The sequence below is a fragment of the Paenibacillus sp. FSL H8-0104 genome, from assembly GCF_038050215.1.
Classification (GTDB): domain Bacteria; phylum Bacillota; class Bacilli; order Paenibacillales; family Paenibacillaceae; genus Paenibacillus; species Paenibacillus amylolyticus.
This window is the reverse complement of record NZ_JBBOTC010000001.1, coordinates 3,010,870-3,037,301: the sequence shown is the minus strand read 5'-3', so window position 1 is coordinate 3,037,301 and position 26,432 is coordinate 3,010,870. Positions and strand designations below refer to the sequence as shown.

Annotated in this window: 11 protein-coding genes, 1 pseudogene and 1 riboswitch; all 12 genes and pseudogenes read right to left on the bottom strand. The window is 46.7% G+C overall.

What is annotated here, in order from left to right; translation table 11 throughout:
- Positions 1 to 11: 11 nt before the first annotated feature.
- The 12 genes and pseudogenes from NST38_RS13710 to NST38_RS13655 all read right to left on the bottom strand — a co-directional run bounded on the left by NST38_RS13710 (position 12) and on the right by NST38_RS13655 (position 26,224).
- Positions 12 to 2,081 carry a bifunctional aldolase/short-chain dehydrogenase gene (locus NST38_RS13710; protein WP_076249491.1) on the bottom strand — a complete coding sequence of 690 codons (2,070 nt, stop codon included), beginning with the start codon at positions 2,079 to 2,081 and terminating at the stop codon, positions 12 to 14.
- 179 nt (positions 2,082 to 2,260) lie between these two features.
- Positions 2,261 to 3,195, bottom strand: a pseudogene (locus tag NST38_RS13705) (glycoside hydrolase family 5 protein).
- 417 nt (positions 3,196 to 3,612) lie between these two features.
- Entirely contained in the window at positions 3,613 to 5,952 is a 2,340-nt protein-coding gene (locus tag NST38_RS13700; protein WP_101313983.1) for a beta-galactosidase, read from the bottom strand.
- 51 nt (positions 5,953 to 6,003) lie between these two features.
- Positions 6,004 to 9,342 carry a DUF5107 domain-containing protein gene (locus tag NST38_RS13695; protein WP_076249493.1) on the bottom strand — a complete coding sequence of 1,113 codons (3,339 nt, stop codon included), beginning with the start codon at positions 9,340 to 9,342 and terminating at the stop codon, positions 6,004 to 6,006.
- A gap of 173 nt (positions 9,343 to 9,515) precedes the next feature.
- Complete coding sequence (gene treR, locus NST38_RS13690; RefSeq protein ID WP_076249494.1) at positions 9,516 to 10,226, bottom strand: trehalose operon repressor; 711 nt, start codon at positions 10,224 to 10,226, stop codon at positions 9,516 to 9,518.
- Positions 10,227 to 10,353: 127 nt separating this feature from the next.
- Positions 10,354 to 17,856 carry a fibronectin type III domain-containing protein gene (locus NST38_RS13685; RefSeq protein ID WP_341343988.1) on the bottom strand — a complete coding sequence of 2,501 codons (7,503 nt, stop codon included), beginning with the start codon at positions 17,854 to 17,856 and terminating at the stop codon, positions 10,354 to 10,356.
- A 156-nt stretch (positions 17,857 to 18,012) separates the two neighbouring features.
- Positions 18,013 to 19,035: an SDR family oxidoreductase gene (locus tag NST38_RS13680; protein ID WP_076249496.1), complete on the bottom strand. Its 1,023-nt coding sequence runs from the start codon at positions 19,033 to 19,035 to the stop codon at positions 18,013 to 18,015.
- 96 nt (positions 19,036 to 19,131) lie between these two features.
- Positions 19,132 to 19,557: a cupredoxin domain-containing protein gene (locus NST38_RS13675; RefSeq protein ID WP_017688751.1), complete on the bottom strand. Its 426-nt coding sequence runs from the start codon at positions 19,555 to 19,557 to the stop codon at positions 19,132 to 19,134.
- Positions 19,558 to 19,762: 205 nt separating this feature from the next.
- The gene (locus NST38_RS13670; protein ID WP_076249497.1) at positions 19,763 to 20,716 is read right to left on the bottom strand and encodes an EamA family transporter; all 954 of its coding nucleotides are present in this window, start codon (positions 20,714 to 20,716) and stop codon (positions 19,763 to 19,765) included.
- A 106-nt stretch (positions 20,717 to 20,822) separates the two neighbouring features.
- A riboswitch (purine riboswitch) is annotated at positions 20,823 to 20,933 on the bottom strand.
- 147 nt (positions 20,934 to 21,080) lie between these two features.
- Positions 21,081 to 23,300: a DEAD/DEAH box helicase gene (locus NST38_RS13665; protein WP_076249498.1), complete on the bottom strand. Its 2,220-nt coding sequence runs from the start codon at positions 23,298 to 23,300 to the stop codon at positions 21,081 to 21,083.
- Complete coding sequence (locus NST38_RS13660) at positions 23,297 to 24,640, bottom strand: ATP-binding protein (protein WP_076249499.1); 1,344 nt, start codon at positions 24,638 to 24,640, stop codon at positions 23,297 to 23,299. Before NST38_RS13660 ends, NST38_RS13665 begins: the two co-directional genes overlap by 4 nt.
- Before the next feature lie 6 nt (positions 24,641 to 24,646).
- Positions 24,647 to 26,224, bottom strand: coding sequence for a TerB N-terminal domain-containing protein (locus NST38_RS13655; protein WP_076249500.1), 1,578 nt, complete (start codon positions 26,222 to 26,224; stop codon positions 24,647 to 24,649).
- Positions 26,225 to 26,432: the final 208 nt, after the last annotated feature.

The window sequence follows — 26,432 nt, the reverse complement described above, 5'->3', positions numbered from 1 at the left end:
AACCCCCTATTTTAACGTGTAAATGCTGCCGGTACTCCGCCATCAATGGTCATCATACAACCGGTTGTTTTTTCGGATTTCGAAGAAGCAAAGAATGCGATTCCTTCCGCAATATCTCTTGGATAGATATTCACGAGCAATGTCGTCCGTTTGCGATAATACTCTTCCAATTGATCCGGTTCAATTCCATATGCCGCTGCACGTTCGTTTCTCCAGGAACCGTTCCAGATCGCTGAACCCTGTAGAATGGCATCTGGAAGAATCGTGTTGACACGAATGCCATACTCTCCACCTTCTGCTGCAATACAACGTGCCAGATGCGCTTCCAGCGCTTTCGCTGAACTGTAAGCAGAAGCACTCTTACCTGCATACACCGAGTTCTTGGACCCGATAAATACCATGCTTCCCCCAATACCCTGCTGTTTCATCAGCTTGAACGCTTCACGAGCCACGAGGAAATACCCTGTACCCAGAACATTCATATTCAGGTTCCATTCTTTCAGGGACGTTTCGTCAAATGGGCTGGATGTCGCCAATCCGGCATTGTTCACGATGATATCCACTCCGCCATACTGCACCGCAACATCAGCATAAGCAGATTGAACGGCTTCCTCATCGGTGACGTCCATTTTCAGCGCATAAGCACGATTCGCACCGTACTGATCATTGATTTCCTGTGCTACTTTCTGTGCGCCCTCCAGGTTGAGATCAGCAAGCACCACATGTGCGCCTTCAGATACCAATCTGCGTGCTGTTTCACTTCCGATCCCGCCTGCGCCGCCTGTAATAAACGCCACTTTACGGGAGAACTCGGTTTCTGCTGGAGCCAAAGACAATTTGTACAATTCCAGCGGCCAGTACTCCACATTGTAAGATTCATTTGCACTGAGTGATACGAATTGACCCAGGCTAGTAGCTCCACGCATAACGGCAATGGCTCTGTGATACAACGCTCCGCTTACTTGGGAAAGCGCCCAGCTCTTGCCTGTATTGATCATGCCCACACCTGGAATGAGGATAACGCGTGGTGCGGCTTCGAACATGACGTCACCTTCGTTTTTGTTGCTCTCAAAATACTGCTGATATTGCTCTTTGTAGGCCGCGACACCTTCTACCAGCTTGGCTTTTAAGCCTTCGATATCTTCCGCATCCGGTGTCCAATCAATGAACAGAGGTACCACTTTGGTATGTACCAGATGATCCGGGCAAGCTGCACCTACCTGTGACAATTCCGGTGAATCTGCTCCCCCCACAAAAGCAAGTACGTCCTCTTGATCGTCAAAGGACAAAATCATTTTTTTGCTATCCGATACCGCTCCACGAATTGTTGGCATTACACGTGATACGATCTGACGACGAACCTCTGCTGCAAGTGCCGGGTGTTTCACACCACCAAACAAACTTCCTTCATCCACCCGTGCTTCGATGAATGCTTCTGCTTCGTTGATAATCTTGATCGTTTGTGCGTAACATTCCTCGGATGTTTCTCCCCAAGTGACAAGTCCGTGTTTTTCCATCAGTACGAGTTCGGCATTAGGATTCGAGAATACGCTTTCAGCAATCATTTTAGATAAGGTGAACCCTGGACGAACGTAAGGTACCCATACAAAACGATCACCGTAGATCTCTTTCGCCAATTCCTTGCCGTTATGCGCACAACACAGGCTGATAATCGCATCCGGGTGCGTATGATCCACATGCTTATATGGAAGAAATGCATGCAGCAGAGTCTCGATAGAGGCGCGCGGGTGCTTGGCATCAATCATGCAATGTCCCAGATATTCAACCATCTCTTCATCCGACATGGATTCACGTTCAATTAATGGTCGAATGTCTTCGAGCCCAAGTCCGGTAAAATGTTTCGCTTCCATGGAACCCAGATCAGAGCCGCTTCCCTTCACATACATTACTTCTACATCACGACCACGAAAATCCTTCACTGTCGTTTTGGTAGACGTATTACCACCGTAGATGTTACATACACTGCGATCAGTCCCAATCAGATTGGATCGGTAAACCAACTGCTCAAGTCCTGTTGTTTTCTCAGATGCCTGCGATGCATTCCATAAACTCTGTACCATTTGTTTCCCTCCGATAATGTTTGTTTTATTCCTAATCCGAGTTTAACATCTTTGTTTTATTTTGAAAACAAAATATTTTAAAACCAAACGGAAATATTCAAAAGTCATTATAGATTGAACTATTTTATTAAAAAAACACCCTGACGTAACCGTCAGAGTGTTCCTGTTTCAACGGCGGATTAGAAAATCCCCGCTTTTTGAGAAGTGTTTTTAATACCATAGGTATCATTAACTACGGTGTTGCCAAAGCTCGTTAAGCTTCCGTTCGGACCTGTGGCCATGTCCAGATAGTTCAGACCGGAGCTGTTTCCGTACCAAGACCAGGCAAGCCAGCCTACCCCTTTTTCCTGACCATATCTCATGATGGCATACTCGTCCACATCACCGTTTGTGTGGTATCCCCCGAACTCACCAATGATCAGAGCCAATCCTTTGTTCAGCACATTTTCCATATTGGCTTTGACGGTTGCAGCATCTTTGCCAGCATACTCATACATATGAATGGAGAAGACCGTATTTTTCTGAGAATCGGCTGCAAATACACTTTGTCCATAATCCACGATGGATTGAGGGAACTGTCCCCATCCGGCTGCATCCACAATTAGCGTATTTTTAATTCCCGCATTTCGGAGTTTCGGAATGGCTTTTTTGTAACCATCAGCCCACGCACTTCCATTCCACGTTCCATACCATTCATTGGCGATATTGACGATGACCCGATCTTCTTTGCCAATCACAAAGCTTCCTTAATGCTAATCCAGTAGTTCACTGCCGCATCCAACGAATTATAGTCATCTTTCCCTGTGGCGTCATGCACCTCGAGTACAGCTATCATTTTATTTTGGTTAACCACATTAATAATATTTTTAACAGCGTTCAGATCATCTTTGGTGTACAGGCTACCATTCGAAAGAACAATGCGTACCGTATTGGCACCTGTTTTGGCGATTGCAGGGATAGCGGTATTCAAATCATTTTTGAACCAGGAATGTCCGTGATTAACACCTCTCATGACAAAAGCCTTGCCTGTGGAATCATACAACTTGTTACCGCTTACATAAAAACCCGTAGCAGCAGATGCTTTGGGTGTTGCACTCCCTAATACCATGAACATGAGAGCAGCAATAATCGTGAAGATTGTACACTTTTTCAGATTAACCATTCGTTTGGAACCTCCTGTATTTGTTTTTTTTATTTCAATTAACCCTGCTCTAGGCAAGAAGTTAACTAAAATCGTTGGTCATAGAAGTTTTTTTATTATTAAATAAATAACAATTAACTTTATTTAAGTTATGTTATTTAGTTTAAATAAACTTTATCGTTAAGGTTATGAAGTTATAATAAATTGAAAACGCTTACCAGTCAAGATCTTTTTACCATGATTAGGAAACATTTGTTTTTACATAACACAGCAAAAAAAGGTTCTCTCCCCTCACAATCGTTCGGAGAAAGAACCCTCTGTATTCTTAACGAAAGTTAACTCTTGTTTAAATCTTGTTAATCTGTTATTTTGTTTAACTCCTGATTTAGACTAAGTGTCTTCTCTAACTCCCGCCAATATCAAACCAACCCGATACTGTGGTCTCACCCGAATTTCATTAAACTTTCCAATCTCCACGCCCTCAAACCGCTCCACATAAGCCTGATTCACATAACTCTCAGTCGTCCCTTTTCGAATTGGGGTTATAGACAGACGAAGCGCGTGATCAGCCAACAAATGACGGGATTGCTTCAAACCAAGCATCCAGCTGCATCCATAGTGAATATGATCCGTTAACATCTGATGATGAATATGTGCTGTTGCAACGTCTCCTTCATAATCAATCTCAATCCACACGTCATCTACTTGTTCCGGCCACGCTGTGTCCAATCTCAGTGTTGCTGCATACTCTTTCGGATAATCAACCTCTACAGCAGGCTCGTAAGGCGAAACTTGGAATGTATACGTACCGAATATTCCCTGCTTCGACTGGGATGACACAGCATATTTCGAAGCTGAAACATGCTCTGGAGCCGGATAAAAGGATACCTCCATCTCTGGTTGCTCCACAGATGTACATAGGAGCATCTCATTCTGTACATACAGATGACTGCTGCTAATTACAAGCCTTTCTTCTCCGCCCACACGGAAACGGTAGGCATGTAATGCCTCTTCACGGGTCAATGTAATGATTCGTATGATTATACCGTCCGATGTTGTGATTCGCAGATGATGGTCCTTGCCGGCAATCGGATGTATCACAACTTCATTCCCCTGCTCCGATACTGTACCTTCAGGCATATCCACATTTGTAACAGATGATGTATCAATAACATACTCAGGCGCCATGCCATCATGGACATAAAAGACAGCCGTAAGCTCCTGATTTACCATAAATCGGGTCAGTGGCTGAACGGTAGCACTAATGATCTTCATTCCATTCAGATTCATATGGAAAGGCAGAATGGCCGCCGTGCCGGATTTCAGCCGCATCGTTCCTTCTCTGGGATAAGAAGCAGTCCCTTTGCTGGTATGCAGCTCCAATTGGATATCACGATCAGGCATCGCCACATGATCCTGATAATTATTCATGAACAGAAATCCAGAACCATCTTGTTGCCGAACAGACCAACGCAGATCCAACGTGTTCTCCGGGGTTATAGATTGTTGACCATCCGGTACAACACAGCCCATTGGTGCAAGTAACTCACCGTATCCTTCCAGGAACATGGACAAGGTACGAATGCGGTCATACGATTCACCAACACGCCCAAATTCCCCGAGTGGCGATTGGTAATCATACGTCATTTTCGGCAATGCCTGCTCGTTCATATATGAATTTTTGCCTATCGGATTGGTCCCCCCGTGATACATATAATACCCAACCAGATTGCTGCCGTTCGCAAGTTTCACAATGGTCATCGCCTCGACACTGTCCGCATCAACAACCGGACGAGCGTGATAACTGACCTGCATGCCTCCAGCAAGCTCGCAATACGCAGCAGGGTACTCCAGACTGTCATAATCCACTTCTTCCACAGGATTCATATGCAGATCCCGGAATAAATACTCCCGGCTTGGAGGCTGATTGGGAATCCATGGTGTGTACGCATACCCCGCTAGCATAGGCAATGTTCCTTCTTCAGGCACCGCAGCATTGCCCCAGGCCGTGGCAGTATAGAACATCGGCTTCATACCGACTTCTTCGGCAATATGGCGAAGCATCTTCAGATGTTCTCGTCCATCCCGGCCGGAGGTAATGTATTTTTCGCGGGTATACCCCCAGGCATCCATGGGTGCGCCAGCGTGCATATACTCATTTTCCAACTGTACCCCGATAACAGGGCCACCCTCCTGATAAAAGCAGCCGTTGAGCTGACGAGCAATCTCCCGGTATAATCGCTTGGCGTAATACAGATATCCTTCATCGTTCGACCTGACTTCGAATGGATAACTGAATAACCAATCCGGCATTCCACCATTACGCACTTCCCCATGACAGAATGGACCAATTCGTACGATCAGAGGCAGCTCATGTTTGCCACACAGATCCACAAAGTGCCGCAAATTCAGATTTCCTGACCAATTAAATTCGCCTTCCTGCTCCTCGTGAAAATTCCAGAAAACATAGGAAGCGACAATGCTCACCCCGCCTGCCTTCATCTTCAGTAATTCTTCTTCCCACTGCAAGTAAGCGAATCTGGAGAAATGAAACTCACCTACCACCGGAATATGGGGTTTAGCATTACGAGTCATATAATAGTTTGTAAAATCATACGATTCCCCTCGTGGGCTTTTGCCGCCACTGCCAGTCATGCGACCCGCACGAATCTCTTTATCTTCCGCATCCAATATGAAACGAATCTGGCTACCTGCTATAGTATCATTCATGGATTATATAACTCCTTCGATATAAATGGGATGTGTTGAAACGATTATCAATTATCGATGGATGATTGCCCCTTGATGATTCGGGTTTTTCTCCAATATCCGCTCCAACTCAAGTTTGGCTTCACTTGTCCGCCCCAGCCCCAGAAGACCCAATGCCCGCATATACCTGCAATGTTCTTCATTTCGCTGATTGAAATCGTCGTCAAACACTAGAAAATCGGGCAGAGATACCGCAAAATAATCCATTCGGATGTGATCATGCATATGTCTTTCCGCATAGTCTATGAGTTTGTTAAAGCGTCGGTTTGCTTCCTTCACATTGCCAAGTTTCTGCCAGGCCAGACCCTGATAATAGATGGATTCCGGCGGTTGATCATTATAAAACATCGCGCTTGCCGGTTCATTCAAACCGATGGATGCTTTGTGGAAACTTTCCTCTGCCGACTGATTACTCTTCAGTTGCTGGTAGGCACAGCCAAGATAAAAGTAAACTGGGTTGTCTCCGGCTCCCTCCAATTTACCTTCACCTAAGTTCTCCGGGTAAACCAAAGCCTTCTTCAACAATTCCATTGCTAGTTCAGGTTGTTGTTTCTCCAGTTTTCGCTTCGCCAGTTCCGTCAGTGCCGTAACATATTGTCCTGTTACCTTGCCTTCTCCACCCTCCCATGGATGAAACCGCCGGGTCTGAAGGGCATTCCATGCTTCTTGATGACTACCTTGCATATTCAATAACGTCACCCACTCGATATAAAGATCATCACGGAGGTGAACCAACTCCATATGTTGTTCCAGCAATTTGACTCGATTCTCGCAGGAATACCCTATCTTCTTGTGCAATTGATCCAACTCGTAGAAGATTCGGGCATCCTGTGAATCCAACCGGAAAGCTTCCTCTAATGATGCCAGTGCAAGATCGGGGCGATTCAGCTTGTTATAATAAGCCAGTCCCAGATTCCGATGTACAGTCGAATATGCAGCATCCACCTCGCGTGAAGTTTCCCAATGGGTAATTGCTTCCTCGTAGCGTTTATGATCATATAACCAATTTCCCAGGTAATAGTGAGCACGCGCATCATTCGAATCCACTGCCAATGCATCCTGAAGCACCATGAATTCAAATGACGTATTAGGAAAACAATAATCCGTTGGAGCAGCTTTTCCCTGCTTTTTACATTCTCGGGCCTGCTCCACATCCCCCAGCTGATGATACAAGTAAGCCTGAACATAACCAACCATAGGATACGGCTGTGCAATTTCGGATTCAACATAAGAGAGTACCGTCAGTGCTTCTTCCCACAATCCACAATCCGCGTAGTCTGCGGCTAGATTCAGATAATTATAAACGTCTCCTCGCATCAGACGATGGAAATGCTCACGTGTTTGCCCCGCTTGTTCTCTCTCTGAAGGTGCAGTTGCTCCGCTGTAGATCAGGACTAATTCATGTGCAGCTCCAAATTCAACCGGGTCCAGTTCCAATGTCTCACGCGCATATTGAATGGCCTGTTTATTTTGACCCAATCTACGTAACAGAGCCACCTTCAGATGGCGAGCCTTATAATTTCTGGTGTTACGAATCAGCGAACGTTCGATATGATCCAAAGCTTCGATGTACCGATGTTGCCCCGTATCGATCTGAGCAAGCATGTAATAACCTGTATCCTGATACTGTGCAGACCATACGGCTTTATACAGGGCTGCGTAGGCTTCTTCCTGTTTCCCCTGTAATTTCAAACTTAGACCGAGTTGGTAAAAAGCTTCACTATCATATGGATTCGTATTTTTCCATGTCAGCGATTGTACTGCCTGTCTGAAATGCTTCTCTGCATCTTGAAACAGCCCTCTACGCAGCAGCAATGTGCCATACGCTATGTTTAGACGAATATCCGTTGCATCACGCTTCAAACCTTCCAGATAATAAGGTTCCGGTTCATACGTGGCATGCCGATATTGTTCCAGATGAAGACCCGCCAGATATAGTTGTTCATTCGTACGAATCTCGGATGGTAGCGGGAGTGGTGTGGCCGGATCTGGAACTTCCTGGATCTCAGTACGTTCAGGCTGATAGGCCACAAGTTCTTTTCCTTCCACAGTTCGAACACTTAACTTCACCTGATGCCATTCATCTTGTCCGCTCCACGGGAATGAAGATTTATATAGTTCCGTAGGTGAGATATTACATCTCTCGTGGAGATATACCATGGTTGGTCCTATCACTTCAACGGTCACTTGTTCAAAAACCGACGTCGCATATACCATCACGGTTACCATTCCGGTCGTTTCGTCCATTTCCAGATTAACCGCTGCATCAATCGTTGCATTTTTGACCATACCAATTCCTTTATACGGCATAAAATACTGCGAGAATGATTTCGCTTCATAGGGCTGTAACCACGTAAAATCAGGTTGATTATCGGTATAGATCCCGGTCATTAATTCAATATAAGGTCCATCCTCGTCCGTTAACTGACGATCCCAAGCTTGCCCGAATTCCCCGTTCCCCCAGGTCCATTGTTTCTTACCCGGAGAAATATGATGATTGGCTACATGCAACAAACCCGCCTGAACCCCGTGGTCATAACCCCCTACAAAATTATAATCCGACTTATACGCCATATAGGATGTTGGAACCGGTATGTTTTTGTATCGCGAGATATCCACACCTTCAGAATAGTCCATCTTGTAATAGGTACCGGTTGCGATGGGAAAGCGGGATACGTCCCGTTTTCCGTGGTCCAGCACAGCCGTTACATCAGGTGGAAACACAGATTGCGTATGATCGTTGACAGCTACAGCCGGATTGGCCCACCATAGAAAAGTTTGAGGTGCGCTGGTGCGATTGTATACCTCGGCATGGATTTCAAGATAGGCTTTGCCGGGATGCAATGTGAAGCCAGCGGTCATTTTGGTACCATACATGCGGTCAATCTCACCCACCCACACGGTAGCGCTTCCATCTTGATTACTGCCAAATGTATAATCGACTGGGCCAAACGTGTTGGGCCGGTGATGCTGTGGCCAGTTGAATTCAATTCCTCCGGAAATCCATGGCCCTGCCAGACCCACGAGCGCAGGTTTAATCACCCGGTTATAATATACAAAATCGTAGTTGTTGGTCCGATCCAGCGCACGATAGATCCGTCCACCCAGTTCGGGCATCATCTCGATACGTACATATTCATTTTCGAGAATAACTAATCGATACGACTTCATTTTGGCCTCATCTTCAATGCTGTCGATCACGGGATGCGGGTACACCTTACCCGAACTCCCCTGGTAGATTCTCTTTTCAAGAAACATCGGATTTTTGTCCGGTTTACCTGTACCATAGGTTGGAATATCTCTGGTTTCTTCCCATATGCGAACATTTGATTTCGCTGTCACGTGATTCAATTCCCTCACTCCTCGGCCTCGTATATATTGTGATCATACGCTCCGACATGCAGGAAGAACATTGACATTAAGCTGTTCTTGATGGACGATCTTCGGATTCCCCCATAACCAAAGAGAGCACCTATCCACTGAATAATGCAGTGAAAGGTACTCTCTGATCGATCTTGATTAACTTATCTGCGACGTGCAAAATCCACAAATCTGAACTTGTCCGGTCTGTGCCTCGACTCCGTATACTGAAATTGACTGGCATCCTCCAGGTACACCTGGCTCCTCACCACAACTACATTGTGGAAACCTTCAAGGTCAAGTAGTTCCCTGTCCTCTGCGGTGGGTTCTTCCACCAAAATCTCTTTTTTGGCAAACGAAATCGAAAGCCCCAGCTCTTGCTCAATGTACTGATAGATGGAATCATTACAGATCTCTTTGCTGAGCCCAGGAACAAGCCGCTGGCTAATATAATCTTTGTCCAGTATGACATGCTCTCCATCCACTTTGCGCACACGTCTGATCTCCCAGACCTGTTCATTCAGGCCAAAGTTAATTTTTTTGTGCAACGCCTGATCCACCTGTTGCTCCTCGAAAACCTTCACATACGTTTGAGCACGATGTCCCATTTTTTTGGCCAATTCCTTGAAGCTAACCAGACCTGAGATGGGAAAATCGATCTTGCGTATATCCAGTACAATCGAGCCCTTGCCTTGAATCTTCTGAATATAACCTTCTTCGTACAACATTTTCAATGCTTTGCGAATAGTCTCTCGAGACGTTTGATAACTTTCCGATAGATCCAGTTCCGATTGAAGCAGCGTCCCTGCCTCTATCTCTCCGGTCCGAATACGATCTGCAATATCTTCATATATCCGGATAAATTTATTATTCATTATTCATCACCATTGTTCATTACCCTTTTTTTATCATATTGGCAACTATTATAGCATTAAAAACCAATCAAGCGGTAATGTCGTTACTGCAGATGATTGCAGTATCACATGTAAGAATCAATTTAATCTAGATATGACGATCAAACGCTGACGCTTTCTCCACTTGATCTGTACGGTTCGCATCCATAACTTGAATCAGCTTATTTAAGCGGAAGATCAGCGCTGCAGCTTCGGATCTGCTTAAGTGCTGCATGGGACGGAAGCTGCCGTCTTCATATCCGGTAATCATGTACAAACCTGCAAGTTCCTGCACTTCTTCTTTGGCCCAATCAGATACATCAGTCTGGTCGGTAAACGCTCTTGGGGAAGTCAGCGGTTCCGGTCTGATTTTACGAACAACATTTGCTATAATCTTGGATGCCTGTTCCCGTGTCACCAGCGCATGTGGAGCGAATTTGCCGTTCCCCATGCCTTGAACCATCTCATGATGAACGGCTGCCTTAATCTCAGGAGCAAACCAATCCTCATCGTTCACATCCTGAAATCCATGTTGTTCATTAACCGTTGTGTCCACACCCATCAGACGCACGATTAATGCAGTGAACTCCGCACGGGTGATCGGACGGCGTGGCTCGAAGCGAGTTTCACTTACACCTTGAATGATATTTTGTTCCGCCAGCCAGGTGATCTGATCTTTATTAAATGTTTGGCTGATATCAATAAATTTGATAATTTTTTTCACAGGTACATCAGGCTGCTCAGACGGTTCTGGTTGTGAACTCACCTCATCGGTTTCTTCCGATGTACCGTTTGGACTCGGGGTTGCACCGCCACCGCTCCAGGAGGATGGTGGATACGGAAAAGTCATGGCTGCTGCCCGTTTTCTTTCACTTTTTTCACCTGCTGAATTCTCCGTCCATACTTCCACCTCATAATGTTGCTCGGCATTCAGTCCTGTCCATACATGACTGCGCTGCGTGCCACGGTAGATCTCACGATCTTTATGGGTGATCACAATCACCTCATTTATTGAATCCAGTTCCCAAGTTAGCTTAATCGCACTTGTGCCTTGCGCTACGGCTGCAACTGTCAGATCCTCGGAAGGCAACGTCTCGAATTCCGGAACCTGGAGCGCCTCACCCTCACCTGCCTCATTAAATGGAACGATTGCAAAGTCAGTATAACGCTCGGCACTGTTTAATTCAGACACATGTATGGATGTCTCCGTTGTTGTTCCCACAAGCTCTTCGTTTCGATAAACTCGATAACCCCCAGCACCAGGAATCAGTTCCCATACAATGTCTGCATCATACATGGAACGCCCCTCTACTACAGGAGATGAAGCAGCACTACCAGGCAAAGTCATTGCATGAAGGTAATAACCACCATCACTACTGCCGGAGGCATTCATGGCCTTCACTGTATAGATATAGTTCACGCCCGGTTCGAGTTCCTTGTCGTCATAGAACAGTTCGTCTGCAAGAACACGAGCAATCTCTACACCGTTACGCTCAATGATAAACTGCTCGGCACCTTCGACCCGGCTCTGTTCCAATAGAAGACGAATGTGATCCTTCGCTGAATTAAACTCTACTTTGACAGGAGCTACTGGTTTGGTCAGAACGGAATACGCCAGCTTCTCCGATGCATCTCCCTGATCATTCTCTGTGTAGATTTCAATCGAGTACTGTTTGCCTGCATCCAGTTGATCAACAATAAACTCTTTTGTTTTGCCTCGGTATACTTCTGTACCATCCAGTAATATAACGAAAGTTTCGTTCCCATAAGGGAAGTCCCATTCCAGTTTGGCGTGATCTGTCTCGGGGTATATCTTCATTTCCAGTGAATCCACATGAGGCAAGGTGTAAAAAGGAGTCACGATCATTGGACTTCCTGAACCAGCCGTATTATAAGGAATAATCTGTATCTGATCATATCGGGTTGCACTCTCCAGATGAGTTAATCTCACCTCTGTGATATCCCCTTCTTCAATCGTGGTGAACATCTGATCTCCGATACGTATGGTATATCCCTCCGCACCTTGTACCTTTGGCCAAGAGATCAATCCCTCTTTTTCCCCAATCTTGCTTGCATGTAAAGGTTCATGAATGATAGCAGGCAACGTTCGCAAGTGAACTTCGAAACCGGAATCACTCTCTCCCGTTGCATTGGATGTTTTGATGGTATACGTGTAATGCTCGCCTGGTGTCAGTCCATCATCTTCAAATGAAGCTTGATCTGCTGGAACCTTAGCGACTTCAACACCATCCCGCATAATGATGAATTGCTCTGCTCCCCGTGTTGAGCTTCCAGTCAGGTCCAATACCGCAGTCTTATCTGTGATGTGTGTTATGCCTGCCGTCTGAGGTGATATGGGTTTCGTTAAAACTTGAATCTGAATAGACTCTGACCGATGCCCATCTTCATTAATCGCAACAAGTTCGAATTCATACGCCGTGCCATCCAGCATACTATTGAGATGTACAGACGGTTCAGACACGCTCTGTACATCTCCCGTTACCCGATTTCGAATCTCATATGCAGCCGCTCCCTGAACAACATCCCAAGCCAGATCCACCACATGTGTTCCGGCTTTCACTGTGATACTTTCTGCAATCAATGGCAACGTTTGAGTCATTACACTGAAAGTAAGCGGCCCACTCGTTCCACTCGCATTGACTGCCCGAATTACATAAGTGTATTTCGTTCCTGGCGACAGATCCTTGTCTACAAATTGAGTTTCACTTAAATCCATCTGAGCGATCTCTCTTCCATCCCGTTCAATGACATAATGATCTGCCCCTTGGACACCAGTGTTACTGAAATCCAGACCCAGGCTGTTTTTTGCCACATCATATACTGCAACCTTAACGGGTTTCTCAGGCAAAGTCAGCAGAGATACATCCGTCCCTTCAGAACGAGTTCCCTGTCTGTTGAACGCCCATAGTTGATAGTGATGCCACGTCCCATCCTGGAGCCCTGTAATCGTTGCTTCATTCTCCATTCCTCTATAGATCTCCTTGCCATTCTGCTCAATCACGTATTCAGCGGCACCTTCCACGACAGACCAGGAAACTTTTGCCTGATGTACTCCTGGATCAACAAGTACTTCGGCAGGCGACACAGGTTTGGACAATCGGATGAGCTGCGCTGTCTCACCTGCACCAGAAGTATTCGCAGCCTGAACTTCCAAAGCGTACTCTGTACCAGGTAACAATCCCTCAACCGTGTAGGCAAGTTCTGATGTTCTGCCCACTTCTGTTCCATTGATTTTCACAATATAGAGATTTGCCGTATCTACAGCTTGCCATGCAAGTCCCATACTTGTTTCACCCGTCCATGTGACATTCAGTCCTTCCGGCCTGCTAGGTAGCGTAAGAATTGTACTACTGGTGGATGCACCGTACCCGGAAGCATTGCCCGCCAATACTTCATAGGTATACTCACGACTGCTTGACAGGTGGTGAACTGCGAGTTGTGTATCTGATATCTCATGGCTCTGTCCATCGATGACCACCCGATATTTCGTTGCCCCAGCTACAGGCTCCCAGCTCAAGATTGCTCCCTGTTCAGTTACTTGAACAACGTGAAGTCCCGACGGGCTTTCTGGTAACGTTGTTCCTGATACCGAACTGCGTATCCCCTGTCCACTTCCGTTCACTGCTTGTACATCCAGTTGATAAGATGTTCCTGAACTCAGTCCCGCATAGACCCATTCTTGGGTTCCGGCAGAAACCGTTCCCGACATCTCTCCATTCAACCATAACTCATAACGATCGGCTCCTCGTACTGCTTCCCAATTCAGACGAAGGCTCGCTGTGGAAGCATCGGATACCTGTAAGCCGGACACTTGCCCAGGTAAAGTCTTGAGCAAAGGTAATCCTGCCAACGGTCCTGTTCCTGTCTCATTTCCGGCAATTAACGTATAGCTGTACTCCGTTCCGCTATCCAGACCCGAGTCCAGATACTCCGTCTGCTCTCCTTCATATATGGCTGCTCCATCACGTGAAAGACCATAATACGTTGCAGAAGTCACTGTCTGCCATTCTAATGAAATATCATGCTCCTGAATTTGAACGGCCATAAATTCTCCGGGCATTGCCGGCAGTGTGAGGAATCCGGTTCTACTGCTACTACCTGCTCCACTTTCATTCATTGCCGTTACCGAAATGTTATGAATGGTTCCTGGAAAGAGGTTGCTAACATAGGGAAGGCTGCCAGGATCAGATACCGTCTGATCAAATACGGTGGCACCGTCCGAAGTAGTCGCGATGATGCGGTAAGCATCTGCTCCTCGTACTGAATCAAAATGAATTTCAGCCAAATTGGGCTGTGAATCTACTTTTCTAACGTGCAACGTTCCGGGAGCTGCCGGGGTAGTTAATACTTGAACACTTACTGCATCACTTACTCCGGTATGGTTTCTCACTCTAACTTCATATTCATAGACCTGACCACCGCTTAGGGAGTTATCGATTATACTGTGGTTAGGATAATCCAGTGTCCATGACTGTCCTGTCGTTTTATTCGTTATCTCATACTGATATCCATCGGTATACCTTTCCCCAGTTGGCAAATCCACTGTAAGTTCAGCTGAAGTCTCAGCGATCTGTGTCGTTTTCACATGAGTCGGTTGCTGGGGCTTGCGTTGAATAAGGTAAGGTGATGATGTTGTCTCATATGTATTCCCTGCTCTGTCCATGGTTTTCGCATGGATGTACCATATACCTTCCGATTCGATGGATATTTTATGCTGGTCAGAGCGAGCTTCAAGCCAATGCTCCGGTGATTCTGCACTGTTCGTAACTTGATAGAATCGTTCCCGTTCCTGAATGCCTGAGTGGTCATCGGCATACTGAATGGTAGTGGATATATCTATATCCGTCCAAGCATGTCCGTTCGGTGCAAATGTAATCGTTGGAGCCATCTGATCCACATAGGCGATTCGACTGATTTCCTTGCTCACATTGCCAACGGTATCCCTTGCTCTAGCTCGAATGGTGGTACCGCCGTTTGTGCTTACTGTACCCGTATTGCCTGCAATATAAGGAGCATCGTTCATGCTGTATTCATAGGAAATTGCTTGTTCATCCACACTTCCAGCAATGGTGAATTGCACATGCTCTTTACTCCATCCAGAAGAACTTAAACGAATAACCGGCTCGGTTGGAGCTGTCGTGTCGATTCGAACTGTAGCCTGAGCGGACGTGCTTATATTCCCTACACGGTCAAGTGAACGTGCATATACGATCGTTTCTCCCTCATCGGTAACCGTCACTTCGCCCGTGTAATCGATCCAGGGACCTTCTTTGTTAAGTCGATATTGGCTCTTGGCAAGCCCACTGCCCGCATCATCACCACTGTTTATTGCAAAAGTTACATCCTGATTCGTCCAATTCTCTTCATTTAACGTAATCGTTGGTTGCTCAGGCCCAGTCTTGTCGATTCTGGCTGTTGCCGAAGTGGAAGCACTGACATTGGCGGCCCGATCAACACTTCGTGCGTAAATCTCGGTTATCCCTTCTTCACTTAGTGTAAGAGGAGCCTTATAGTCGATCCATTCTCCCTCACTTCCCAGCTTATATTGTGTCAGACCAATGCCACTTGCTTCGTCCGTACCCTCCGTTAATGTCACGGTTACCGCCGCTTTTGTCCAATCGGGCGGATTCAGCGAGATGACAGGTGGCGTTGGTGCCGTCCGATCTACTCTGGCTGTCACAGCTGTTTCCTGTCCCGTATTACCAAACGCATCAATACTGCGTGCCATAACAGTTGTGTTGCCTTCACTGTTTACGGTAAACGGAGCGCTATATTCACGCCATTCTCCTGCCGGACCGACTTTAACTTCAGTCTTCTGAGTTCCGCTTAAAGCATCCTTTCCTTCTTCAACCGTGACCAGAACATCTTCCTTGGTCCATGTGGATGGAGTGACTGTAACGGAAGGAGCAGTTGGACCCGTCGTGTCTTTAATCATCTCTCCAGCGGATATAAACGGGGTCTGTATCCCTTCACCATTCAGTGCCGCCACAAATACTTCATATTTTCCGTCCGCGAGTCCGGTCAGGGCAAACGCTGTACGTGTGGAAGTTGTTGTTCCCGTTGCGAGGACTTGCCCACCTGGACTGCGTATTTCCGTTTTGTAATGAGTGCCCGCAGGATTGCTATTATTATTCCAACTCGCTGTAACAGAGTTGCCTGATTGTGTCACAGCCGCAGCAGCGGGTGGATTCGCCAATGTATATTTGGTGGATGGACTGGAGTACCCCGTGAAGGAACCACTTGAATTTTTGGCACGTACAGCAAAAGAATAACTGGTATTCGGAGTGAGCCCTGTCACCTGCCGACTGTTTGACGCACCTGTATCCACGATCTGATTCGTGGTCATATTCTTCAGCTCATATGTAACAGAGGCGTCATTGGCCTTCTTATCCCAGTTGACCGTCAAGTTATTAGGGTTAACCAGTGTATAAGTCGGCGTTCCAGGCACAACAAAACTTCTAACCGTAAAGTTAACGGTTCCTGCTGAGGACACTCCACCTTTGTCATCCATGACCCATACTTGCAATGTGTGCGTACCATCTGGCAGGGTGTCAGGCAATGTGTAGTTAGTGTTGAAAGACTGATTTGAACCCGTCGCGGTCATCTGGGTCAAAATGTTCTCAGACCCACCATCAATGGACCATTTCACGGTCAATAGGTCTCCTACATCCGTATCTCGCGTTGTACCAGAGATCTGAAGTTGCTCGCCTTTGTAATACGTTTGCCCCGAAGAAGGAGCCGTTAGTGTAAATGAAGGCGGAACGTTCTGAGGGCCGATTCCCACGATCGTTGAAAATTTGCGTGAAGCCTGATTCGCTGTTGCTTTGGCATTCCACCAGAATTGCGCAGCTGTATCACTCGCCGTAACGGTCTGCCCTGTAGTGAATGACGAAGGTGAAGAACCCCCTGTTAGCTGCGCATTGTCCGGACCGCTGTACTGTCCCATGTATATGCGATCTGCATTCACAACATTGTACGTATTCGCATAAAAAGCCGTGACCTGAACGCCGCCGCTGTAATTGCGCCATCCATTCTCGATGACTTCAAACGGAGATGCATCATTGCCATTCACCATCGTATCCCAATAAAATGTTCCACCCAAATTCAGTGCCGATCCACTGCGGTTGATGGCTTCCAGTTCAACCTTCATGTATCCACCTTGTGAGGTAGCATTAACGATAGATACACGCAAAATATATTCGACATTGTCCTTTTGCCGGGACATTTCAATCACATTATTGTTAATTCGGTAATAATTAAGCGGCAATGTTTTGAAGTTCACGGGTGATCCATTATGGTCGATAATCGTAGATACATTCCCTGTATCACCACCGTAAAATACATTTGTGTTTGGTAGTAATACAATTCTGTATTTGCCATCACTGTTCATCTCTACTTTCACTTTGGATGATTGTACAGCCTTCATGCTGCCCGTATCGGATACAATCCCGATCGTTTCAACCGTTTCAGCCATTACCGTCGTTGCGCCCCATTCAAGCAAAAGGGCTTGAGGTGATAATAACGCAAATGCCAATACCACTTTGGTTAACTGTTCCGCTTGTTTCTTCACACGTTTTCCTGATTTCTTCAACGTCTACTCTCCTTTTTGGCACACAAAAAAAAGGAGGCACCCCAACAAAGGAACGATGTCCTAAGTTGGGGTGCCTCCCCTAACAAGTGTCATTTTTTCTTGATTATAACGATTAAGCGCATGAATGTAAACACTTGATCATGAACGCCTTACTTCTCATTTCTCATCTCTGATCTTTAATAACGCTTCGTCTAGTGCGCCAACGACCTTGTCACACCATACATCAAATTCCGGATCTTCGGTCTGTAATTCAGGATGCGCCAGAATGTGCTCAATCGTACGTCGAATGCCCTGATCAGCTCTTGTCGTTGCTACAAATTCCGGAACAAGCCGCTTCAGCTTGCTGTTATCAAAGACAACGGTATTGGCTTTGTCACCCAGCAATCCGCCGCGAAGATCCTGATCACTGCATGCGGCCAAGAACTCAGAGGGTACATGCACCGCATGAAGCTTAACGCCCAACACACCAGCTATAATCTCATGAATCTGATTCCAGGTGACGGATTCATCCGAGGTGATATGTACCGATTCACCAATGGCATGGATATTTCCCATAAGCCCAATAAACCCTTTGGCAAAATCAGTATTGTGCGTAATGGTCCACAGTGAGGTGCCATCTCCGTGGATGATAACGGGTTTTCCTTCACGGATACGCTTGAGAACCTGCCAGCTGCCTTGAGCACCATGAACACCGAGAGGTACCGATTTGTCGCCATACGTATGGCTCGGACGCACGATGGTAACAGGAAACCCATGCTCGCGGTATTGTTTCATCAGATAGTCTTCACAGGCAATCTTGTTGCGAGAATACTCCCAGTATGGATTCGATAAGGGCGTACCTTCCGTGATCCGGTAATCGGCCAGAGGAGTCTGATACGCTGATGCTGAACTTATAAATATAAACTGCTTGGTTTTATCCTTGAACAAACGGTAATCTCGCTCCAATTGAGACGGTACAAAAGCGATAAAGTCTGCCACAACATCAAATTCCAGATCAGCAATCAGTTCCGCTACACGTGCCTCGTCATTAATATCGGCTTGAAGTACGTTGACCTCACTAGGTAAGTCATCGTTATGATTGCCACGATTAATTAAATAAAGTTCACAGCCTTGCTGTGCAAGCATCTCCGTAATGGCCGTACTGATGGTGCCTGTCCCTCCAATAAATAGCGCTTTCATTTCGCCACCTCCTGATCGATTTTACCCACTTTCTCATGATATCACGCACCAAAAAAAGGAGCAAAGCTCGGTGACCCGAAACCTTGCTCCTTCTGCTTATACGACCTTAATCGTTGCATATATCATGTACATGCCGCAATGGATCTCATATTCTCCCTTGGGCAGATCTTTGTCGACCGTATAATAATTGGGTCCCTTTTGCATGTATAGATCCATGCCAAGCTTTTGTGATCCCACTGATTTCACATGTGTCACCGACCGGGTCAGAATAAAGTTGATTTTGGTCGGTACGCCAGCTTTCACCTCGATAACGTCTGGTCCAAAACCATCGTTGCTCACGTCCACATCAATGACTTCATATCCCTTCAAATCCTCCGGAGTCTCAGCTTGTGCAGTTACTGCACTTCCCGATCCCGGGGATACGTCTTTGCCCATAAAATAAACCAAAAATGATCCAAGCAGTACAACAACGGTCAGACCCAGCGTTAACCAAGGCCATGTTTTTCCAAACCAGCTTTTCATATAAACACTCCTCATTCGATGTCCCATCAATATTCTATTAACAGACGGATGTATTCTTTAAGCATACCTGATTCACATGGCATTGAAAATGACCCCTCTGGGCTATTGCGATTGAGCAAAAATATTTCAATCAAAAAAGCCTGATTTCTCAGGCTTATCTACGGGTATTCCCGTTCATGCTTCGCAATATCCCTTTTTGTATAACTCAGGAATAGATCGGTGTATTCCGACTTCGTCTCATGCGTAATTTATACAACTCTGGCAGGGCTACACCAGTGAGTACAATAATAACTCCGAACCATTGCAATCCGCTGACATGCTCATGGAGCACGATTGAGGATAACAATACTGCAATTGGAAGCTCCACTGCACCCAGGATTCCGGCCATGTCACCACCAATATGCGGAACGCCGATAGCGAACAGTACTGGTGGAATGAATGCCCCGAAGAATCCAAGCAGCAATCCAAATACAAGCAACTGGCTCCAGATCAATCCGTTAAAGAGGAATGTCGGTGGGAACAAAATGCACAGCAGGATCAATCCGCCTGTAACCATCCACGCACTGCGGAAGGCTGGATGTGCTGAAGGAACCGCTTTGCCGCTGAACAATACAAACAGGGAATAACTTACGGCTGCCATTAATCCAAGTGCAATACCCAGACCGTTGAACTCACCCAGTCCCTGTTCCAGGAAACCGGCTGCCAGCAAAGTTCCGCCAAACAGAATGATCAACGTCAGGAATGTGACTTTGTCTGGACGTTGACGTTTGCTTATCGCCTGAATCAATACACTAATCCAAGTGAACTGGAACAACAGGATAATGGCAAGTGAAGCCGGAATGTAACGCAAAGACTGATAATACACGAGACCTGTTATTACCGTTGGTGTTCCAGCAGCCATCAATATCAGACGTTGTTTCCACGTCAACCGCTTGAATACCTGTGCCACGGCTCCTGATGCTTTGCCATTTGCCTGTGACTTACGTTTTGTTCTAAATTTTGTGTATAGCGCGAGCATCCAGGATAGAAGAAAACCCGTGATCAGCTGTGCTCCCACAACCTCTCCAAGTTTATACCCTTCGCCGTACGCCAGAACCACAATCGTGGATAATATGCCATAGCTCATCGCTCCCGCGAGAACGGACAGATAATATTTCATTGTGAATAAACCTCCTGATGATAAGAAAAATACGCCTGCATGTTGGTTCATGCCAAGGTCACAGACACCATCTAAATGCAAAAAATCCTAACTACGAGCAAGGAATACATTGATTCCTTGGCATCGTAGTTAGGAAGTATAGGCTTCCCGTAGAGACCCTCGCCCTGTGTACACTTTCGGCCTGCGAGGTTATACGAAATGATATATGCAATTTGATGTAATTCGTGTGTGACGACTTTTCATATATTACATGGGAGGTGAGATGGTGTCAACCCTATTCCGTATAAAAAGTTGAACTAAATTATTACACCGAGTCGCTTCGATCGCTGTACTATACTTCGAGTATTCTGATTACGTAAAAACGTCATGTCCGATTGGAGCTTGAGGAGTCCCACTCCAATGTTTGTTGTAAACCTGCCTTCAATCCATCTAAATCTAACCCATCCACAGCAAAAGCCTCACGGATCAAAGGCGGCGCGACAAATTCATCATACTTGCCCAGATAAGGCGCTTCATCTTCAGCCAGTAACGCAGATGCGTCTTCAGCCGTTCGACACTCACTCATGATCTCGGCTAACAATGTTCGTTCGTCGACCTTGCCGGATACTACAAAATAATATGGCTCCATGGGCACAACCGAACGCAAGGCAAGTTTCTTGGACAGATTATGCTTCATCAGGCGCTCCAATGTACGGAATGATTTACTTCCAACCCAAGGAAGAACATACATCGAATCCCCCCCTGCCGGAATCACGACCTGCTTTAACAGTCCGCTTTCACGAGCTAGGCGGCGCGCCCGTTCAAGTCGATTGACGGCTTGTGGTGACAGATAGGGATAGATCACTGAGTCTGACAACACTTCACGCATTTTCTGTACTACCGACGTATGAATATCTCCTCCCGCTCCAAGCCATAACGTATCTACCTTACCTTTTGCAGACTTCACATACACAGCCTTGTGCTTGTGATCGACCTCTTCCACTTTCCACAGTTTGCCTGCGAGCGAGAAGCAATAGCCAGGTGGGGGCACGGTTGTAATCGAACCAATCTCTTCCGAGCCGTTTAGTACTTTATGTTCCTCATCGTCTTTAAACACGGCGTAGAAGCGATAATTATTCACAATTTTCTCACCTGTCAGACCGATGATCAATGTTCGATCCTCTGTCCATTGCAGATGATCCGTCTCAATGAGGTAATTCAGGAATACCTGATATTGATCAGGTCTAATCAACGCAAATGGAGCCAGCGAAAGGATGGCTTCCGCAAGATCTCTCGGCTCCGCCTCCCCCATACTTTTCAACATGCTCATCGTCTGATGATAGAGCACACCTATGGGCATTTTGCGGGCTTCAAGCGGCTCGACCCATTTGGTTTTTACATACAGTTCGATAACAGCAATCGCACGCATCAACGTCCACGGCATACGTGCTGGCAATTGCGCTTCCTCATCCTCTTCCTCCGGACATACAAAAAGCATCTCCGATGCCATGTCCTCTCGTCTCCCTGAACGTCCCAGACGCTGTACAAAGCTAGACGCACTATACGGTGCACCGAGCTGAACCACACGTTCCAGTTCGCCCAGATCGATGCCCAGTTCAAGCGTGACCGTTGCCGCAGCAACCGCAGGCCCCGATCCAGTGCGTAGGGCAGCTTCCGTCTCTTCCCTCAGCATAGCCGAGATACTTCCATGATGTACATGGAACACATCACGCTCTTGCCTGCGAGCCGCGACTCGCCGCATCTCAAGAATGGTGACTTCTGCATCCGTTCGGCTGTTGGTGAAGATCAGCGCTTTTTTACGATGTGTGCTCTCATAGATGAAGTCGTAGTACGCTTTGCGTGCGTTATGAAGCTGCTCCGCCTGCTCCTCGTCCTGTGCATCTGGAAAAGAGAAATGTTCCACCCGCAGTCGCAGCTTGCGACCGCCCGGGGAAGAGACCACATCCACTCCCTGCTGCGTTCCCGCAGCAAGCCAAGATGTAGCCGTATCATAGTCACTAAGTGTAGCGGACAAGCCCACTCTTCGCGGTGCACAGCCAGCCATACGCTCGATTCTGGCAAGTTCGCTGAGTACTTGAATGCCCCGATCCGCTCCCATGAAAGCATGCACCTCATCGATGATGACATATCGCAAGTCATGAAACAGCGCCGGGATTGCATTCGGTCGATTCATGAGCAGACCTTCCAGCGATTCTGGCGTTATCTGGAGCACACCGGACGGATTTTTCATCAGTTTTGTTTTCTCCGCCTGAGGTACGTCCCCGTGCCAATGCCAAACCGGAATATTTCCTTCGGATAACAGATCCTTAAGACGTTCGAATTGATCATTAATCAGGGCTTTCAGAGGTCCAATGTACAAAATGCCAACCGACTTGGAAGGCCGTTCATACAGCTCGGTCAATGCAGGAAAAAAAGCCGCCTCCGTCTTGCCGGAGGCCGTTCCCGCCGCAATCAGCATATGATGCGGGGTATGAAAACAGATATTGCAGGCCTCAATCTGGGCAGGACGAAGCGATTCCCATCTTTTTTTATATATAAATTCCTGAACAAACGGCGCCAGCCGATAGAATGGATTATCACTCATAATTCAAACTCCGCCAGAAAGTCGTCCAGATCATCTGTATTCGCGGAAGCATCTGCCCCTTTACCCGTTTCCTGAGGTTTGGCAACCCGCTCGCCAAGTAATTGAGTATAAGTCACTTCAGGATTCTGGTGTAACGTATGCAGAACATCCATAAAATCTCGTACCACTTCACGCGTGGTCAGCAATTCATCCGCACCCAGCCGGTTCACCGCCGTTTGCATAAAATCAACCAATTGTTCATCCGTCAGACTTGCGCTGTATCCAAAATGCAGGGCATGAATCTGCCGCAGCTTCTGAAGTAAAATCAGAATCTCTTCATGCGATAACATCGCCAGCTTCAGGATCGGACCTGTGTAATTCGCATACGCTTTGGCTGCATAACGACCATCAATAAGCCTGGAGCGAAGCGCCTCATAGCTGTATAATCCGCGCCGTTCATTCTCCACAAATTGCGGCGTACCACCTACAAATATGCCCAGGTGCTCCGCCTTGCCCTGCATCGTATCATTGAACATGGTCAGCAATTTCTCATAGTTGCTTTGGCGGGAGACACTGTTTGTAATTTTGTACAGATTCACCGCTTCATCAATGAACAACAGCAATCCTTTGTAACCAATGCGCGCTGTGAATTCAGACCACAATTTGAAGTAGTCATACCAGTTATCATCGTCAATAATGACTCCAACAGCGAGTTCTTTTTTCGCTTCCGTTTTGGTTGCAAATTCTCCTCGAAGCCAGCGAAGCGCCGCCTGTTTGCGATCATCATCAGCCAGCTTGTACCCGTTCCAGTATGACGCCAGTACTTTGGCAAAATCAAAGCCGTGAACCAGATTCTGCATCTCACCCGTCACCGCATAGATCTGCTTCTCTACTTCCAGCGGCAGAGCGGGATCATCCGGGCGCAAGTTCTGACTCTGCATCGTGGATTGTTGCAGCCCTGCGATCCATTTTTGCAAAATCGGCTCCAACGCTCCCCCATCCGGGCGTGTGCGTGTAGACAAACGAGTCATCAGTTCGCGATATGTCGCAAGTCCCTGCCCTTTGGTTCCCACCAATCGACGCTCTGGTGACAGATCTGCATCCGCCACAACGAAATCACGATCCATCGCATAGTTACGAATCATCTGCAAAAGAAAGCTTTTACCGCTGCCGTAACGACCCGTAATGAGTTTAAACGCTGCGCCTCCCTCGGCGATATTGTCCATATCCCGCAAGATGGCTTCCACTTCCGGTTTCCGACCAACAGCAATCTGCTCCAGTCCTATGCGCGGGACAACACCAGCTGTCAATGAATTTACAAGCGCGGTGGTCAGCCGCTTTGGTATTTTAAGTTCTGTCACTGCGTATCACCTCTTCACATGTTCGAACACATCTATATAATCAGGTACAATCCGATCACCATCAATCAGAAGATCACCGATCGTTTCCATAGCCACATCATTAATTTCATCCAGCAGAAGCGTAGGCATCGTTCCATATTGCTCAGCCAGACGCATCAGTTCCCTATCTGGACTTGTGCCAAGTAGAACATGAATCGTTTGCACCTGCTGAGGGGATAATTCCTTGGCAAAGAGCAGCCATTCTTCATCCAGATCAGCCTCAGTAGACTCGTCCCACTGCAACCTAATAGATTCTACTTGCGCTCCTGTTGCAATCTCTTCTGCCGATGGCTCCGACTCCATGGAACCTTCAGTTGGAGTGATCTCGTCCCTTGCTTCCAGTACATCGAATGGATTACTTGTAACATTTGCGTTGTTATCCTCTTCATCCTTCACTTCAGAAGGGTGATCATCCTCAATTGTAAGCGCCAATCGCACGTACTCACTTTCCTGCTGTAAAGATGCCAATTTCTCTGTATCAATACGAATCATCGGTTGTTCCACAGACTCCGCCTGCTCGATCGCATATGCTTTGTCCAGGTAACGTTCAATCAGATTTGCAAGTAGGGGTTCAAGAGTCTGTCCTCGCAATCTGCCTCTGAATCCGAGCAGTTCACGAAGTTTATTTTCAGTACATCGATAGATCCGCGTAACCATCTGCACAAATTCAGCCTGTTCACCTATGGGCATATATCTGAACGATACCGATCTTCCATAGATCGAATCATCATAGACTGCTTTGCGAAACAGAATGCGCTCCATCGTGCGTTCATCGTTAGGATCACACTCAGGCAACAGTCCAACTTGTCGCGTACGTTCCAGGTACGAATCAACCAAGGCCATGACCCGCGGGATGTACTGCTCCATCACTTCTTTGCCGCCATCTCTGTAGAATTTACTGAGCGTAATATCGTAATCATAGTATCTTTGCAGCATATTCAGCGATATATCCGATACATTATCCTGTAAAATGCGTTGCAGCTCCCTATCCAGCATCTCTGCTGGCAGGTATCCGCCCGAAAGGCCCATGACCTCGGATAAGGACATCTCCATCTGATGGACCAGCACATAATCGACCATCCACTCTTGCATATATATATTTAATTGGGGCAGCCGTTCACGGTAGTTCACCCATAGCTGCTTCAATTGATCATAACCATCCTGAGGATTCTGCCAGCCAATGCCGTTAATTAACTCGTAGATATGAACAAATAGATAGGACAGATCGGTATCCGGGTATCTCCCCTGACGCACTTCCTTCCTCCAAAACATATACCACTTGCGCTGGGCTTCATTCATCACGCCATACGTTGGCCAGTAACTCATAAAGGGAACCCACGGGGATACATCCCCCTCCATCTCTGCCCACTGCTTTGCTTCCTCTACAAAACGTTTCTCTGAGGACAATATGCCTCCACGATGCTGAATCGTATCATGTGCAGACTGCACAATGGTTGAACGATCAGGAACCGGAACTGCTGCTGTTTCAGGTTCTTCACTCAGATCTATCTCCATAAATTCCAATTGTCTTGAGTTGTCTTTCATAGAACGTTATCTCACCCTCCTCCAAGACAGAATACGAACAAGTGTATCCATAGGGATCATTATATCACTTGTCCTGTGTCTGCGGTGACGAAATTTAGACATTCCTGGACACAAAAAAGAAGGCATTTCTGCCCTCTTTTCATCATGTCTATTTAACTTTTCTCTGTCCTCTCCGTTATGTGTAAATGTATTATTTCAACTTTATATA

Coding starts and splice junctions, on each gene's coding strand:
- NST38_RS13710 (WP_076249491.1), bottom strand. CDS start 2,081: ATGGTACAGAGTTTATGGAATGCATCGCAGGCATCTGAGAAAACAACA.
- NST38_RS13700 (WP_101313983.1), bottom strand. CDS start 5,952: ATGAATGATACTATAGCAGGTAGCCAGATTCGTTTCATATTGGATGCG.
- treR (WP_076249494.1), bottom strand. CDS start 10,226: ATGAATAATAAATTTATCCGGATATATGAAGATATTGCAGATCGTATT.
- NST38_RS13680 (WP_076249496.1), bottom strand. CDS start 19,035: ATGAAAGCGCTATTTATTGGAGGGACAGGCACCATCAGTACGGCCATT.
- NST38_RS13675 (WP_017688751.1), bottom strand. CDS start 19,557: ATGAAAAGCTGGTTTGGAAAAACATGGCCTTGGTTAACGCTGGGTCTG.
- NST38_RS13670 (WP_076249497.1), bottom strand. CDS start 20,716: ATGAAATATTATCTGTCCGTTCTCGCGGGAGCGATGAGCTATGGCATA.
- NST38_RS13665 (WP_076249498.1), bottom strand. CDS start 23,300: ATGAGTGATAATCCATTCTATCGGCTGGCGCCGTTTGTTCAGGAATTT.
- NST38_RS13655 (WP_076249500.1), bottom strand. CDS start 26,224: ATGAAAGACAACTCAAGACAATTGGAATTTATGGAGATAGATCTGAGT.